Annotated in this window: 15 protein-coding genes and 2 riboswitches; all 15 genes read right to left on the reverse strand. The window is 40.2% G+C overall.

Annotated elements, in window-relative coordinates:
• Nucleotides 1–74 precede the first annotated feature (74 nt).
• Nucleotides 75–719 carry a LytTR family DNA-binding domain-containing protein gene (locus CWS20_RS16240; protein WP_066195035.1) on the reverse strand — a complete coding sequence of 215 codons (645 nt, stop codon included), beginning with the start codon at nucleotides 717–719 and terminating at the stop codon, nucleotides 75–77.
• Between the two features lie 74 nt (nucleotides 720–793).
• Nucleotides 794–2,173: an LLM class flavin-dependent oxidoreductase gene (locus tag CWS20_RS16245; RefSeq protein ID WP_101226348.1), complete on the reverse strand. Its 1,380-nt coding sequence runs from the start codon at nucleotides 2,171–2,173 to the stop codon at nucleotides 794–796.
• 109 nt (nucleotides 2,174–2,282) lie between these two features.
• Nucleotides 2,283–2,385: riboswitch (SAM riboswitch) on the reverse strand.
• A gap of 89 nt (nucleotides 2,386–2,474) precedes the next feature.
• Nucleotides 2,475–3,785, reverse strand: coding sequence for a uracil/xanthine transporter (locus CWS20_RS16250; RefSeq protein ID WP_066195029.1), 1,311 nt, complete (start codon nucleotides 3,783–3,785; stop codon nucleotides 2,475–2,477).
• A gap of 437 nt (nucleotides 3,786–4,222) precedes the next feature.
• Complete coding sequence (locus CWS20_RS16255; RefSeq protein ID WP_066195026.1) at nucleotides 4,223–5,032, reverse strand: MetQ/NlpA family ABC transporter substrate-binding protein; 810 nt, start codon at nucleotides 5,030–5,032, stop codon at nucleotides 4,223–4,225.
• A gap of 28 nt (nucleotides 5,033–5,060) precedes the next feature.
• Entirely contained in the window at nucleotides 5,061–6,272 is a 1,212-nt protein-coding gene (locus tag CWS20_RS16260) for an acyl-CoA dehydrogenase family protein (protein WP_066195024.1), read from the reverse strand.
• A complete protein-coding gene (locus tag CWS20_RS16265) occupies nucleotides 6,269–8,239 on the reverse strand; it encodes an AMP-binding protein (protein WP_083957313.1) in 1,971 nt (656 codons plus the stop codon). Before CWS20_RS16265 ends, CWS20_RS16260 begins: the two co-directional genes overlap by 4 nt.
• A 5-nt stretch (nucleotides 8,240–8,244) precedes the next feature.
• Nucleotides 8,245–9,405: an acetyl-CoA C-acyltransferase gene (locus CWS20_RS16270; protein ID WP_066195020.1), complete on the reverse strand. Its 1,161-nt coding sequence runs from the start codon at nucleotides 9,403–9,405 to the stop codon at nucleotides 8,245–8,247.
• A gap of 13 nt (nucleotides 9,406–9,418) precedes the next feature.
• Complete coding sequence (locus tag CWS20_RS16275) at nucleotides 9,419–10,084, reverse strand: methionine ABC transporter permease (protein ID WP_066195017.1); 666 nt, start codon at nucleotides 10,082–10,084, stop codon at nucleotides 9,419–9,421.
• Nucleotides 10,074–11,087 carry a methionine ABC transporter ATP-binding protein gene (locus tag CWS20_RS16280; RefSeq protein WP_066195014.1) on the reverse strand — a complete coding sequence of 338 codons (1,014 nt, stop codon included), beginning with the start codon at nucleotides 11,085–11,087 and terminating at the stop codon, nucleotides 10,074–10,076. Before CWS20_RS16280 ends, CWS20_RS16275 begins: the two co-directional genes overlap by 11 nt.
• 241 nt (nucleotides 11,088–11,328) lie before the next feature.
• A riboswitch (SAM riboswitch) is annotated at nucleotides 11,329–11,434 on the reverse strand.
• A 171-nt stretch (nucleotides 11,435–11,605) separates the two neighbouring features.
• Nucleotides 11,606–12,472, reverse strand: a complete 867-nt coding sequence (locus CWS20_RS16285) for a peptidylprolyl isomerase (protein WP_180321512.1) — start codon at nucleotides 12,470–12,472, stop codon at nucleotides 11,606–11,608.
• A gap of 8 nt (nucleotides 12,473–12,480) precedes the next feature.
• A complete protein-coding gene (locus CWS20_RS16290) occupies nucleotides 12,481–13,695 on the reverse strand; it encodes a S1C family serine protease (protein ID WP_326134777.1) in 1,215 nt (404 codons plus the stop codon).
• Nucleotides 13,696–13,840: 145 nt separating this feature from the next.
• Nucleotides 13,841–14,134, reverse strand: a complete 294-nt coding sequence (locus tag CWS20_RS16295; protein ID WP_066195010.1) for a spore coat protein — start codon at nucleotides 14,132–14,134, stop codon at nucleotides 13,841–13,843.
• 15 nt (nucleotides 14,135–14,149) lie between these two features.
• Nucleotides 14,150–14,353, reverse strand: a complete 204-nt coding sequence (locus CWS20_RS16300; protein WP_066195007.1) for a hypothetical protein — start codon at nucleotides 14,351–14,353, stop codon at nucleotides 14,150–14,152.
• A gap of 325 nt (nucleotides 14,354–14,678) precedes the next feature.
• A complete protein-coding gene (locus tag CWS20_RS16305) occupies nucleotides 14,679–16,100 on the reverse strand; it encodes a HAMP domain-containing sensor histidine kinase (protein WP_241504208.1) in 1,422 nt (473 codons plus the stop codon).
• Nucleotides 16,084–16,764 carry a response regulator transcription factor gene (locus tag CWS20_RS16310; RefSeq protein WP_066195005.1) on the reverse strand — a complete coding sequence of 227 codons (681 nt, stop codon included), beginning with the start codon at nucleotides 16,762–16,764 and terminating at the stop codon, nucleotides 16,084–16,086. The genes CWS20_RS16305 and CWS20_RS16310 overlap by 17 nt, the downstream gene beginning before the upstream one ends.
• Nucleotides 16,765–16,834 lie beyond the last annotated feature (70 nt).

A 16,834-nucleotide genomic window follows, 5' to 3' on the forward strand; every position in this document is an offset into this window, starting at 1 on the left:
CCGCCGCTAAAGCAGCAGATTTTTTTATACTTTCAGAATATAATTGATTTCAGAATGGTATAACTTTAAGCGTATCAGAAACCTAGAAGTTTTCGAAAATAGCTCGAGTAAGATTGGCTTACTGGGATTTTTTCTCCATTTCTCATTGCGAGCAAAAAAGTAGAGTGAGAGTCTGGATATATCTCCTTTATTTGATTTACATTTACAATAAAGGAGCGATGACAGCGAATAAAGTTTTCTTTTGGCAGGATATACTCAAATTCCTGAAGCGAGTTTTTATGTGTGCCAAGTGCATTCTGTGAATGAACATGGGTTTTGCGATCTTTCGCTTCAAAGTAATAGACTTCACTAAAGGGAACGGGAACCCAGCCATCATTTGTCTTTAATGTAACGACTGATTTTCCTTCTGTCAATGTTGGAAAGATCGCCGTCACACATCCTTCAATCTTTCCGTTATTTAAAAAAGGAACGGCCATCCCATGGTAGGGCACGCCAAAAATATCCCGATTAATAAATTCAGATTCTTTTTGCTCAGATTGCAGCGCCTTATAAGCAATGGTACCTTTTTTGACAGGATCGCCTGGCGATATTTTCAGGTCCACCCGCTTACTCGGACGATAATATATATATTCTTTCGTATTGGAGACGGCGATGGAAACCTCATCAGAAAATAGCTCTCCAATCACATCTAATAGAGAAACAACCGTTATACTTTCCATCCAAAACACCCTTCGTCGTTCTTTCTCCTTTTATATTAACTCGTTTACGATTTTTTTGCTTGAATTGAATCCTTTCACTTAACTGAAAAAAGGTTTTTATAGATATGGCCATGATGTGATTCTTTTAAATATTTTTGCCCATGACCATAGATTTTTTCTCGATAAGTTCCTGCTTGATAATCATTTTGAATAAGGCCTCTAGCTTGTAAAATCGGAACTACGAGCTCAACAAAGTCTTTAAAGCTTCCTGGAGCAAGTGTGTAAGCAATATTAAATCCATCCACATCTGCTTCTTTTACCCATTTTTCCATCTCATCAGCTATTTTTTCCGGCGTTCCGACAACAACCGGCCCCCTGCCGCCAATGCCTGCAAAAGCTGCCAATTCACGAATGGTCCACTTTCGATTTGGATCAGCCTTTGTAAACAGCTCTAATGCGGATTGAATGCTATTGCTTTCAATATATTCAACTGTATCATCCGGGTTATATTTTGAAAAATCAACCCCAGTCCAGCCACCTAAGAGCGCCAGTGCGCCTTCATAGCTAATGTAGCTCTTTAACTCTTCATATTTCTGTTCAGCTTCCTCCGCTGTTTCGCCAACAATTGGCGTAAACACAGTAAATATTTTCAAATCTTCCGGCTCACGACCCTGCTCTTTTGCCTTTTTGCGCAAATCATCGACACCTTTTTTTACAAGCGTAGGACTTGGACCTGCGGTAAATACACATTCCGCATGCTTCGCAGCAAATGCTCTTCCTCTCGAGGAGGCGCCAGCTTGATAAAGAACGGGTGTCCGTTGTGGCGATGGTTCACAAAGATGAGCCCCGGGTACTTTAAAAAACTTGCCGTCATGATTTATATCATGAACTTTGCGGGGATCAGTAAAAATACGATTATTTTTATCACGAAGAACCGCATCCTCCTCCCAGCTTCCCTCCCAAAGTTTATAGCACACTTCTAAAAACTCATCAGCCACTTCATAGCGATCATCATGTTTTAATTGTTCACTTAAGCCAAAATTTTTAGCTGCGCTATCCAAATAAGAAGAAACAATATTCCAAGCTACCCTGCCATTCGTTAAATGATCAAGGGTGGAGAATCGTCTTGCCAGCATATACGGATGCTCATATGTTAATGAGTATGTTACCCCAAAACAAAGATGCTTTGTTGCCTGTGACATCGCTGAAATCAGCAATAGAGGATCATTGGCAGGAACTTGCACTGCCTGTTCCAACGCTGCATCACTATTACCTCTATGGATATCATATACACCTAGGACATCAGCAAGAAAAAGGCCGTCAAATTTCCCCTTTTCCAATAGTTTTGCTAACTCTACCCAATAATTCAATTCTTTATATCTGTCTGATTGATCTTCTGGATGACTCCATAATCCTGGTGACTGATGACCAACAGTATTCATGTCAAATGCATTTAAATAAATTCTTTTATTCAACCTGCTCTTCCCCCTAATATTGGAATGAAGAGTGAAAAAACAATAAAAAGTCCCTTCACTCAAAAAGAAGAGAGAAGGGACTTTCATTTATATCGTCCATTGTTCTCTCTTCTTATCTTTGGATTTGCATCCTCTGAATTTGGCACCGGGCAAAATATTTGCTGGTTGCCGAGGCTTCGCAGGGTCAGTCCCTCCACCTCTCTTGATAAGAAGATTAACGAAAATATTTGTATTGTTTAAAGATATTTTATCAGTATGAAAGTTTAAAAGTCAATGTTAATTAGTTAATTTTTCCTTATCTCTAACTTGCCTTCCCCCGCTTAACCGGCAGCTCTTCATATGCTGACCAATTGACGATTTTTTCTAAAATAATAGAAATGATGACTCCCATAATCAGGCCGTTTGAAACAAAAGGCTGCAGTAAAATCGGCAGTTCCGAAAATACAGCCGGGGATATATTCATAATACTTATCCCCATCAGTACTGGTGCGGCTAGCCTGAAAATCGTATTCGAGTTAAACTCCCTGCCATTCAGACTGCTAAAAGCAGTTCCAAATAACTGCATGTAAGCAATGAATAACACCGCATTTCCTACTGTTACAGGCATCATTGACAGGAAAGCGCCAAGCACTGGAATCAACCCTATTATAGTTAATAGTGCACCGCCAATAAAGAACGGTTTGCGGTCATAAATACGCGTGCTTTGTAAAAAGCCAATGGATGAGGTAAACGGTGTATATGGCACAAGACCAAATCCTGTACCAATAATCGAGAAAAAGGATGTTATAAGCATCGAGCTTCGAAAATCCTTTTTATTTGCCTTACGCTGAAGCAATTTTTCCGCTGAAGTAATCGAAGCGAATGTATTGCTCAGATTAAGCAAGACAGCAACGAAAGTCACGACTACTATCCCCATCTCTAAATTAGGCTGCCCTAATGGGAATAATGTAAATGGAGCCGATTGTGCCATTCCACCTGATTCATTGCCAAACAGCAACACATAGCCTGCCCATCCACCTAATAAGCCAATAAGAATGGAAAAGTTGCTAATCACTTGATTTCCTTTTACCTTTAGTACAGCAACTAATAAAGCTAAACATAAAGAATATAAGCTTACTTTCGCATCAATCGATCCATTTTCAGTTATCTTTAGCATTCCTTCAAAAAAGATAAATATCAATTGAAAAGTAAGCAAAAATAAATAAACCGACATGACCATCGGGTTAAAAATAGATTGCAAGATAGACAGTCCACCGAATACTGCAAGTAGTATCGTGACAACACAGGCTAAAAGAACCCCTGTTGCAATTCCTCCGCCAATTGTTTCAAGGCTCATTCCAAGAGCAGAAGCTGAGAGGCCTAAATTAAGGATGACACCCCACAGCAAGCCTGAATGTCCTTCCATAATCGGGAAACGATGTCCCTTCCATCCTTGCAAAACACAGGCAATTCCAGTAAAAATAAGCGACGCACGAATCATCATTGCCATTATATCTGCAGGAAGCTGAAAGGCATTTGCAATGGAAATCGGTATAACGACCGTATTCGCAAAAATAAAAAAGACCCATTGAACCGATGAAACCATCGTCAAAGATGAAAAAAACTTATTCATTGCTACACCACTTTCTAATAAGAAAAGCGCTGGGCGACATGCTTATCGTCATACAAACTTTGCTCTTACACCGGTAAGCGATAGCGTTACTCGAAGTCCCTTATCTGACGGAGAAGACCTGAGTTTGATAGGCGATTTGACTCTTGCGCTGCCCGCGTTTCTACCTTAAAAAATTTTGATAAAAGCTTAATATGTCCAATACCTAGTATAATCCTTTTTCCCATAGAAAAAAGCCCCAAAAGATGGAGGCACCCTTTTTAGCTATTTTTCTAAAATTAAATATACCTATTTTCCCCAAACTGCGGCCGTTTTCTCAACTGACTACCATTTTTAAATTTTCTCCCGTTTTCAGGCATCAGTATTCTTCCACCACTGACTACTTTATTGTGACGATGTCCGGCGATTGCGGTCGATTTGTCTTTTTTTCCGTTGACTGCTTACTTCATCCATTCAGGCCAAACATAGCCTTCATATTTTTCATCATCTTCATTAAGTTTTTTAAAAGACTCAGATTGATAGGCTTCAATAATATCTTTTACAAATTGTGCATCCTTATCCTCACCTCTAACAGTTACACCTATCATATAATGAGGAGGCGTTTTCTCTAGATACACGGCTTCGCTTAATTTTAACCCTGATGAGATGGCAAAGTTGCCATTGACGAAGGAATAATCAACATCACTCATGGCACGGGGCAGTTGTGCAGGCTCCAACGGCTTAATGGTTACTTTAATAATATATTCTTCAATATCTTTTTCAGAGGCTTTTGTCGGATCTACGCCTTCTTTTAATTTTATCCAGCCTAATTCCTCAAGCATCGCCAGAGCTCTTGCCTGGTTAACAGGATCATTGGAAGTTGCAACTGTATGCCCGTCCTCGACATCATCAATCGAACGATGTTTTTCAGAATAGATAGCAATTGGAGCTGTTGGCACTTTTACCGCTTCGTTAATGTCTAACCCTCTAGTTTCGGCAAAGTCCTTCATATACAAGCTGTTTTGAAATACGTTTGCATCAATATCTTTTTGGTCGAGTGAAAGATTTGGCTGGATATAGTCTGTGTATTCCACTACTTCTACCTCATAGCCCTTTTCTTCCAAAATCGGCTTAATCCCTTCAGATACTTGATCACTGTATGGACCCGCCGTTGCACCAATTTTAATCACTTTCTGCTCCTGGCTAGTGTTGGAACTAGAGCAGCCTGAAATCAACAATATAAGAATAATAGCTAGAAAAATACGTTTCAATGATAAACCCTCTTTTCTATAAAAATAATTATTGCGGATAAGCAGCTAAAGCATTTTTTGCTAAATTATAAATAACGACATCATCCATCGGCGGATTATGAAGCCCTGCTCTGACATCGCGATAATAGCGCTGCAATGGATTTTTCTGCTGCAGGCTTTGTGCGCCAACAATCCTCATTGCCCAGTCCACTACTTTGTTGGCACTATTGGAAACAATATGCTTTGTTGCTCCCAGCTCAGAACCGAGCTGATTTCGTTTTTGCGGCTCATTATCCCACCGGTCAGCAATGGAATACAGCATATGCCGGGCTTTCAATAGCTCCAATTCCATTTCACCAATTTTGCGCTGAACCTCTGGCACTTCACAAATAGGACCAGGCAAACTATTTGGCTTATATTCAGATGCAAATTTGACGGCATAATTGCGTGCAGCAATGGCTACTCCGATGAAGCAGGCTGCTGAATGCAGCAGCCAGGCATTCGGAATTTGATAAAAATCCCCGTTCTCTTTCTCTACAAGTCTTTCGCTATCGACTTCCACCTCAGTTAAAACGAGGTCATCACTTCTTGTTCCCCGCATGCCAAGCATATCCCAGTTCGGTTCAACAGCCACACCTTCAAGCTGATGATCCAGCCAAAAAATACCGATTTCATTCGTTTCTGGAATCGCCGCCGTGATTAGTGAATAATCTAAGCCAGGAGCCATTGATGCAAACGATTTTCTTCCATTAATTATCCATTTACCGCCTTTTTTCACCGCTGTCGTTGCCGGCTTCCCTCCCCGCGTCGGGCTGCCGGTAGCCGCCTCTGTTGCACACCGGTTAATTAGTTTCTTTTCTTGAATGACGGCATTGCAAAGCTGCTCAAACTGCTCTTCTTTCCATTTCCGTTTCAGGCGAAGATCATAGATGACACCTAAGTGCCAGCCGATGCATAATGCCGTTGAGGCATCGCCTTGAGCAATTCTTTCTTGAATAAGTAAATAATCATATAATTTTATTTCTTCGCCGCCATATTCTTTCGGCACGGTTAACGATAAGTAGCCCGCATCCTTTAATTCTTGGAAATTTTCAAAAGGAAATTGTGCTGTTTCATCAATTCCATGTGCTCTTTTACTAAAGTGATCAGCTAACTCAGCAGCCTTTTGAAATAATGCTGCCTGCCTATCTGTTTTGATAAAGGGCTTTGTCAGCTGTTCAGCTAGTATACTTTCTTTCGTTTGTGCCGTTGCTGCTGTCATTTCCTTTCCCCCTTTTCTGCAATTTCTGCTAAAGCTCCTTCATTTCTCAATGCAGATGTATCTCCGCGTGCTTCGCCAAGATAAGCTGCACGAATAACACGACGTGCAATCTTATTGCTTTGTGTGTAAGGCAGATCAGATACGATATAAACACCCTTTGGCTGCAAAGCCTTCCCTAGGCTTTTCCCGGCATGCAAGCGCAGTTCATCCTCTAATTTTTCTTCTGCACAATCCTCATGTAACACAGCAAATACAACAGGTACTTCCCCTTTCAATTCATGTGGTGTGCTTATCACTGCAGCTTCTTTTACCTTTGGATGTGAGGTTACAGCTGCTTCTATCTCGGATGGACCCACTCTTTTTCCGGCCACTTTAATCGTGTCGTCAGAGCGGCCAAGCACATACCAAAAGCCGTCTTCATCGACCGCCGCGAAATCACCGTGTGCCCATACACTCTCCCACCTTGACCAATACGATTGCAAATATCGGCCATCATCATGCCAAAATGATTTCGTCATCCCTAAAAACGGGGCATGCAAAGTTAAATCACCGACAGTACTTTTTACTTCGTTTCCGCTATCATCAACAATTGCTGCAGCCATCCCTGGTATCGGGCCATGAAAGCTGCATATTTTAATCGGTTTAATCGGATATGTGCCAAGTATTCCGCCCGAAACCTCGGTTCCACCAGAATAATTAATAATTGGACAGCGCCCCTTACCTACCTTTTCCAAAAACCATTCCCATGCATCCGGATTCCATGCTTCACCAGTTGATCCTAAAATTCTTAATGAAGGCAGTTCAGGAACTTCGCTTTCTTTTGCCATCAATGAGCGGATGAGTGTGGGAGAAATGCCGAAAATAGAGATTTGGTGCTTATTTATTAGCTCCCATAAACGGTCATTAGTAGGAAAATCAGCACTGCCATTGTATAGAATGATTTCTGCCCCATGAACAGCTGCTCCCAGTGTAAGCCATGGTCCCATCATCCAGCCAAAGTCCGAAAGCCAAAAGAATGTATCTGTATTTTTTACATCAAAACAAAAATATTGGTCAATAGCCGCTTTTATTGGAAAACCTGTATGTGTATGCACTGTTCCTTTAGGCTTTCCAGTTGTTCCCGAAGTGTACATAATCATGAATGGATCATCTGCTGCCAGAACCTCTGTTTTTACTGTCTTGTTTTTATACATACTTACTAAGTGATGATAGGAAATATCCCTGCTTTCTCTGTATTCAAAGCGAGACTGATTATGGTCTACGATTAGAACATTTTTTATTGCTGGAACAGCATCTGCAGCTTTGGACGCTTCTTTTATCATATTGATGAATTTGCCTCTGCGCATATAACCATCAGCGGTAATCAATAACTTCGCTTCCCCTTCATTCATCCTTAAAGCAACTGCATCCGCTCCATATCCTGAAAAGACCGGAATAATAATTGCACCAATTTTTGCACAGGCGAATAGCGAAATGGGCGCTTCAGGAATGGACGGCAAATAAATTCCGACACGGTCTCCCTTTTTAATTCCGATCGAGTACAAGGCCGAGGCTAGCTCGTTTACTTTTATATTAAAGTCTTGATATGTATATGAGTGCGTTTTTCCCACCTCATCTTCCCAAGTAAGTGCCTTATTATCACCCCTTCCATTTCTAATATGCTTTTCTATCGTGTAATGCAGTATATTGGTTTTCCCGCCTGAAAACCATTGTGGAAACGGATAACCTTTTTCAATATTCAATAAATTTACAAAAGGCTCCAGCCACTGAATATCTAGCTCCTGCAGGATTTTTTCATAAAACCACTGAGGCTCTTTTAATGATTTCTCATGAAGCTCCTCTATGTCTTTCAAATGGTGATTTCTTAAAAACGATTGAATATTTGCTTGCTGTATCAATTTCTCTTCTGGATACCAAACCTTATTTAAGCCACTAATCGATTGAAAAGCATCCATTGCAGATGACATGATTTTCACTCCCCTGATACTTCTATTATCACTGCTGTCCCTTGGCCTCCGCCCCCGCACAGAGTTGCAATGCCCTTGCCTCCACCTCTGCGCTTTAATTCATGAATTAATGTTAGTAATAACCGGAAGCCCGTGCCCCCAAGCGGATGACCGATGCTAATGGCTCCACCGTTCACATTGACCTTGCTATACGGAATATTAAGCGCTTCGCAGCTGGCGATGGCTACACTTGCAAAAGCTTCATTGATTTCAAATAAATCGATATCATCCAGTTGCAAACCTGTTTTCTGCAGCACCTTCTTTATTGCCAGTGCAGGCTTGTCATGAAGGGCTGTATCTGGCCCTGCAATATCCGCATAGCCAAGAATTTTCGCAAGTGGTTTTCTGCCAAGCTTAGCTGCAAGCTCCTCGCTCGCAATAATGCCTCCACTCGCTCCATCTGACATTTGCGAAGCATTTCCTGCTGTAATTGTGCCATTGTTTAGGAAAACTGGTTTTAACTTTGCCAGACCTTCAAGTGATGAGTTTGGTCTAATGCCTTCATCCTCTTTCACCACCCCATGTCTTGTTTCAACGGGAACGATTTCCGCTTGCAAATTCCCTTTTTCCGTTGCCTCAAATGCACGCTGCTGGGATAGCAATGCATATTCATCTTGTATTTCGCGGGAAATTTCCAGTTCTAGGTTTTTTTTATCCGTAAGAATCCCCATAGATTCATCTGATAAAGCACACCATAACCCATCATCCAATGTATCTTTAAATGTTTCTTTACCAATCGATATGTTCCTGCGGAGATTAGCAGCATGCGGCGCATTTGTCATGGAATCAAAACCGCCGACGATATAAATTTCTCCCTCATTGAGGGAAATTCTGCGCGCAGCATCTGCTACCGCTGCCAGACCAGCCAGGCAGACATTGTTTAAAGTAATCGCAGGAACAGTTAAACCCACCCCTGCATCCACTGCCACCTTTCGAGCTGGATTTTGCCCTTCTGCAGCTTGAATGACTTGAGCAAGAATGACTCCATCCGCAGCTTTTGCCTCCGGAACCCGTTCAAGCAGCTCTTTAACTACGATACTACCAAGCTGTTTTGCGGAAAGCTCACTGAGCTTTCCTTTAAATTTTCCATAAGGGGTTCTTACACCCTCCAGAATCACAGCGCCCATTCCTTATTCCCCCTTATCGTTTATCTACGACTCTCGAAATTTTATCTCCGCCAATTTGAATAATTTGTACAAGCACAACTAAGACGATGACTGTCGTAATCATAATTGTATTATCATAGCGGTAATATCCAAAACGGATCGCTAAATCTCCAATTCCGCCGCCGCCAATGATTCCTGCCATTGCAGAGTAGCCAATTAAACTGATTGTTGTAATTGTCAAGCCTTGAACTATACCCGGTTTTGCTTCAGGAACAAGGATATCTTTTATAATCATCCATGGAGAGGCACCTACTGCAACAGCAGATTCAATCACGCCTTTATCGATTTCCCGAAGTGAAGTCTCTACTAATCTTGCAAAAAACGGTATCGCTGCAACAGATAATGAAACAGATGCTGCTGTAGGTCCAATCGTTGAACCTGCAATTAGCTTCGTTAAAGGCAAAAGTGCAACAAGCAAGATAATATATGGAATCGAACGGACTAAATTCACAAGCCAGCCAGTAACATGATTGACTACCTTATTTCTTAAAAACAATCCTTCGTCAGTAACAAATAACAGCACGCCAAGCGGCAATCCTATAATAATGGCTGAAACTAGCGCAACTGCAACCATATAAATCGTTTGTAAAACGGCAGTATTTAATTCAGGCAGCAATGCCTGCAACGACTCAAGCAACATGCTCAACCACCTCCAAGTTTTGTGTACGCTCTTCAATATAGGCGATGGCCCTTTCTACTTCTTTATCCTCGCCGGTTAGTTCCATAATAAAAATGCCTAAAGGGACATCCTGGATATATTCAATTTTTCCGTGTAATATATTGCCTTTCACATTAAATTGCTGAAACAGATCAGAAACAACTGATTCTTCAGCAATAGCACCTTTAAATTGAATCTTTATAATCGTCCCTTTTCTGTTTTCAATCAGCTGCTGCGGCAATTCAAATTGCAGTACGCTTGCGATAAAATCCTTTGTTAACGGCTGTATCGGATTGGCAAAAATATCATATACAAGACCTTCTTCAATAATTTTCCCATCCTGCATTACAGCTAAGCGATGACAGATTTCTTTTACAACTTCCATTTCATGTGTAATCAGCACAATCGTCAAACCAAGCTTTCGATTAATCGTCTTTAATAAATTGAGAATTGACTTTGTTGTACTTGGATCAAGCGCAGACGTCGCTTCATCACAAAGCAGCACTTTTGGATTATTTGCAAGGGCTCTAGCAATACCGACCCGCTGTTTTTGGCCACCGCTTAGCTGGGCAGGATATTGACTTGATTTATCTGATAATCCCACCAGCTCCAGCAATTCCTTTACTCTGACGTCAATCTCCTTTGGCGTCTTGCCAGCAGCCTTAAGCGCAAATGCAATATTTTCATAGACTGTTTTCGCACTGGCAAGATAGAAATGCTGAAAAATCATGCCTATTTTTTGCCTTGCTTTCCGGAGCGCTTTCTCATTTAAAGTTGTTAAATCAACGCCATCGATTTTCACTTCGCCGGAAGTTGGCTTTTCCAATAAATTCAGACAGCGAATAAGCGAGCTTTTCCCCGCTCCGCTGTAGCCAATAATACCGTAAATTTCCCCCTCTTTTATTTGTAAAGACACATCATTTACACCGATAACTTCCTTCGCTTTCGAAGAATAAATTTTCACTAAGCTATTTACCTCAATCATCAGCCCTTATCCTCCTCTTTCCCATCACATTCAGAATATCTAAACCTTTTCAATTATATTTGCACTGCTAGCATTGAATTGGTTTTTATCACACCAAATTTTATTATTGTTTGTTGCTATTTCATCAAAAGCTTGAATCATTTGTTTTGTCTGGATGCCATATTATTTTATAAACAGTCTAAATAAAAAACTAAAAAAGCCTCTTTCATTTTGAAAGAGGCTTACGGAATACCGTTATTAAACCTTATCTTTCAGAATGAAATCATTCTGCAGGAATTAGCACCGTTCCATAATAGGAGGTTGCCGGACTTCATAGGGCCTGATCCCTCAGTCTCTCTCGATAAGAATATATTTAATTAAATGCGTTTACTTAATATAGAAAAAATTTTAAAACTAAAATGTACGATTGTCAACAGTTTTTTAATTTTCAGATTTTTAGAGAGCGCTTACATACATGGGACTGCTCATAAATATTTTTGTGCAGGAAGAGAAATCTCCCCCTCTTTTATTTATCATTCTTATAAGAATGTTTTAATCTCATATTCCTCAAATTTTTCATTTAGCCAAACAGAATACTCAGATTCAAGCTTCGATTCTAATAAAATATCTTTTATTTCATCTTTCACTTCCTCAAGCTCGGCTTTCTTCGGTTCTTGTTTATCTGTCACTTTAATGATATGGTAGCCGTATTCGGTCTTTACTGGTTCACTAATATCGCCATTTTCCATACCGAAGGCTTTTTCTTCAAATTCTTTTACCATATCTCCCTTTGCAAAGAAGCCAAGCTCGCCGCCATTATCCTTTGTTGCCGTGTCAGTGGAATATTCTTTAGCAAGCTCTGCAAAATCTTCATCCTGTTCTATTTTTTTCACGACCTCTTTTGCAGTTTTTTCATCATCAACAAGAATATGGCTTGCTTCAACTTCTTCCTCTTTATCAAAACTGTCCTTATTTTCATCAAAATAGGTTTGTATCTCTTCGTCTGTAATCTCTATTTTTGGCTCCAATATTTTCTTTGAAGCTAAATACGTCATTATGTTTTTCTCGATAATAGAAACATCAACCCCGCTGTTTTTAAGGACTTCATTAAATGTGTCCTCACCGCCAAAAGTATCCATGTATGCTTCCATCTCTTCAGCAATTTCCTTATCACTTACTTTGATGTTTTCCTTTTTCATTTCCTGCCGTATAATTTCATCTGATATTAATGTATCTAACACTGTTGACCCATATTGAGAGGAAAGTGCGTCATCCAATTCACTTTTACTAATCTTCTCACCATTTACTGTTGCTGCCTTATTATCAAAAACCAATAAAAATGCGACTGCTATCGCAGCCGCTAGCATAACTCCTGTTGCTATTAATATCTTTTTATTTGTCATCATTTTCTCCCTTACCCTTCATTGCCTGCTAATGTGACTTCTATTTTTTTCATTTCTCCATCGCGGTAAAAACCAACTTCGACTTTGTCACCAATACTAAAGTCTTTATATAAGTATTTTCTCAAGTCATTTGCGCCTGTAATTTCTTTATCTCCAATTGAAACGAGAATATCCTCCGGCTGTAATCCGGCCTTAGCTGCCGAAGAGGACTCATCTACTTGAGAAATGATTGCACCGTTTGTCACAGACTCTGGCAGCTGCTGCTTGTAAAACTGAGGTACTTCTTGAAGGTCCATTAAACCGACACCTAAGTATGGACGAATGATTTTTCCATTTTCAAGCAGCTGATCTATGATGGTTTGAACTTCATTGATCGGAATAGCAAAGCCTAACCCTTCTACACCACTATTTGCGATTTTCAAACTATTAATACCTACTAAATCGCCATTTGCATTGATTAATGCTCCGCCGCTATTGCCCGGATTAATGGCTGCATCCGTTTGAATAACATCCAAATCCCATTCACCTGCTGATGTAGACACTTCTATGGAGCGATCCACTGCACTAACGATTCCTTGAGTGACTGTTCTTGATAAATCAAGTCCGAGCGGATTGCCGATTGCCATGACTTGATCACCTGCACGCAGCTTGGATGAGTCTCCGAAAGGCAATGCCTCGCCATCTATCTCACCAGATACTTTTAATACTGCGATATCAGTTAAAGAATCTGTACCAACAAGCTCCGCTTTTACTTTTTCACCGTTATGCAGTGATACCTCGATATTTGCAGCACCTTCAATTACATGATTATTTGTTACAATATATGCTTCATTTTTTGTCTTCTTAAAAATGACGCCAGAACCTGTCCCGCTCTCCACCTCCTGACCCGTTGACATTGATTGGCCAAATGGGTTGTTAGCCTGCTCATTTTGCATATTGACTATGCCGACAATCGCCTTAGACGCATTTTCAACAATGTCAGCAATCGAGCCATTTTCTGTTGAAACCGGCTGAACATCAAGGTTTGATTCTTGTTTACCAGCTTGCTCTTGCACAGAGGCAGAGGGATTGTCTTGAAATTGAGGAATATAGTTTACAGCACCTAAGGTCAGCATTGACCCCATTACGCCACCTGCTACTGTCATTGCCATCCCTTTAAACCATCGTCTTTTCGGGTTTTTTTTCTCTATGCGGCTTACATCATTTACTTGATCCATCTCATTCATTTAGAACCCTTCTTTCTTTAAAATCATTTCTTATGTATATCAATTTAATCGTTCAATGTGTCAGGAAGATGTCAAAATCAGAAATATTGCTGCGAACTTGAACTATGATTACCGAGATGACAGATGAAACCCCGAATAGCCTAATTTATTCGGGGTTTGAGGGATTTAAATTATTTTGCATAAACGCTTGCACTTTTGCTATTTCTGCCGGTGTGGCGATATCAGTCTGATACCAGCCTTTGTTTTGCATGATTTCAAAAAGAGCATATTGATTCTCAGTTGCTGTCTGAAAACAGTGCTGGTAAATTTCGCGCAATTCTCCATGGCTTGTTTCAAGCAAAGTATGACTAATTGACCGGCATCTTCCTTTTTCCAATTCCAAGCAGAGCTGAACCATTTCCCGTTCGGTCAATCCTCTACCTTTTATATTATTTGGCATAAACTTTCCTCCCTTTTAGTGGACTTTTCGCGATCGGTTAAAATAAGTTGATAATTCGGCAATTCTTAATTGATGCTGCTCAGCAAGCTGCTCAAGCTCTGCTTTAATATCCGAATCCTCACATAATGATGCACACCAATTAAATGTTTTAGCAGTAATTTCTTCCGCGCGTATTTCATCTTCAATGGAAGCCAGTTCCCTTGTTGTTAGTTGATACATCCATTTCACCCCCATATAAACTATTTTTATTATCGTATAGCCTTTGTATTTTTATTCCAAATATTAATTAAAAAAAATTGGAGAGACTCATTTCAAAATAAAAATGATGAGGCTTTGGGTTTTCCAAGGCTAACGGCTCACCTTTCGCGAGGCGAGCGTCCAGCTGCTTCCAACTAACTCATTACTCTGAGCAGGAATAAAGCGGACAGTTTCCAAATCAAACAAAACTCACTTATTATCACTTTTTCAACAATATAACTTGGTGTGCGCTCGCGTTTTACTTAGATAAACTTTCCTATTAACAAAAAGACCTAATCCATTTGGATTAGGTCTTTTTTGGAATAATCATTCTAAATGTTGTTCCAGTTATTGATGTTTCAACTAATTGAAGATCTCCACCCATTGACATTGCAATCATCTTGCTAAAAGGCAAGCCTAGACCAAGACCTCTCGTCCGGTATTTCTTTTCCTCCCCCCTGAAGAATCGTTCGAATATAAAAGGTTGCTCTTCAAATGGAATCCCTTTGCCTGTGTCAACAACATCAACCCATATTTCTGAAGTTTGCATAGATACATTGACTTTGATATCGCCTTTCCCTTCCATTGCTTGTGCCGCATTGTTCAGGAGATTAATAATAATTTGCTGCAGGCGAATTTGATCAATTCTTACAAATAGTTCTTTGGATAAAGTGTTAACTTGCAACTCGATGCCAGTGCCTTCCTGAGTGATGCTCCATTGATAACCAGTTTCTTTCAGCAGCTTATTGATTTCGCCCGTTTCGAGCTGAACAGGTATGTTATTCGTTGCAAAGGTGTTAAAGGCAAGCAAATCCTCCACCATTTTTTTCATTTTTGCTGTTTCCTTTAATGACATCTGAATAAATTCCTTCGCTTCCTCTCCTGTTACGACATCATCCCCAACAGCTTGCAATAAACCACTTATGGAAGTAACTGGCGTTTTTAGTTCATGAGTAACACCTGCCAGTAATTCTGTTCGTAGCGATTCTAATTTTTCAAGCCGGTTAGACATCTCTTTGAAAGAGTGAACAAGATCGTAAACTTCCTGTTCACGATATTCATCACGGAGCTCAATTTGATAGTCGCCCTCCTGTACTTTCTTCGCTGCAGCAGCGACATCCTGAATCGGGTTCGAAATTCTTCTTGATAAAAAATAGATAGCTGCCCAGCCAATTAAGGCAAGCCCGATAATCATAATAGCAAGCAAGCGGTATTCTTGTTTAACAGCAGTTAAATTATCCTTATATTCAATCATTACCACCCAGCCAAGCAATGCACCTTGCAATTCTATTGGCGATTTGACAACATACACATCATTCCCTTCCCTTTCAAGCTGAAGTTTTTGAACATTCTCTTCATTTGTTAAAAGGGATTGTGAAAATTGAATAAATCTATGACCCTGCGGACGATTGCTTGATAAGGTTGCTCCCCTTGTATCGACAATATATATAAATGGTTCGCTTTCAAGATTCATAAACCGGCCGCGATCATCCAAATACCCTGGTACATCACCTTTTGGAATCGGCTTTCCTTCACTGAAGTCAACAAAGCGATCAGCGATTTCCTCAGTCATCAGCTCCATAATGTTCAGCCGATTTTCCAATGTTGTATGGCGAATCCACATAACTGAAACGAAAGCAATAACAACTAATCCAATACATAATGTCATTAAATAGCGGGTGGTCCAATAACGGATTAAAGGCACCCGTTTTTTATTTTTTATAAACACTAAGCTGATACCCCAATCCCCGCAATGTTTTTATTTCCCCTTCTGACTCTGGCCAAGATTGAAGAGCCTTCCGCAGACGCTTAATCGCGAGATCAACAGCACGATCGCTTCCATCATATTCCCATCCCCATACATGTTCGATAAGCTGATCTCTCGTAAATGTTTGATTTGGATGCTCTGCCATAAAAATTAATAATGAAAGGTCTCTTGGTGTTAAATCTATATCGACTTGATTTAATGAGACCCGATGCGATTTGATATCTATATACAGTCCACCATATTTTTTAACTTTTTCTTGATTATTATCAGACCGGCGCAAAACTGCCTGTACTCTAGCGATAACCTCTTCTGCATTGAATGGCTTAGCAATATAGTCATCCGCTCCACCATTTAAACCAGAAAGACGATAATTTACATCACCAAGCGCAGTAAGCATAATAACAGGCGTATCGTTTTCCTCACGAATTTCTTTTAGTATATCCCATCCATTTTTCCCAGGGAGCATGACATCTAATATAACTAAAGAAGGGCTTAATTCATGAAACTTCTTCATCGCTTCTTCGCCATTAAATGCCTGAGCTGTATCGAAATTCGCCTTCTGTAAATACACCTTCAGAACCTGGCTAATTGGCAGTTCATCCTCGACAATTAAGATTGTTTTCATTTACATCGCCACCTCTGGAATCTATTTCACTCACTCATCATAAACTTTCTTCAGACTCCTTGTCTATGTT

It is taken from the genome of Cytobacillus horneckiae (genome assembly GCF_002835735.1).
GTDB lineage: Bacteria > Bacillota > Bacilli > Bacillales > Cytobacillaceae > Cytobacillus > Cytobacillus horneckiae.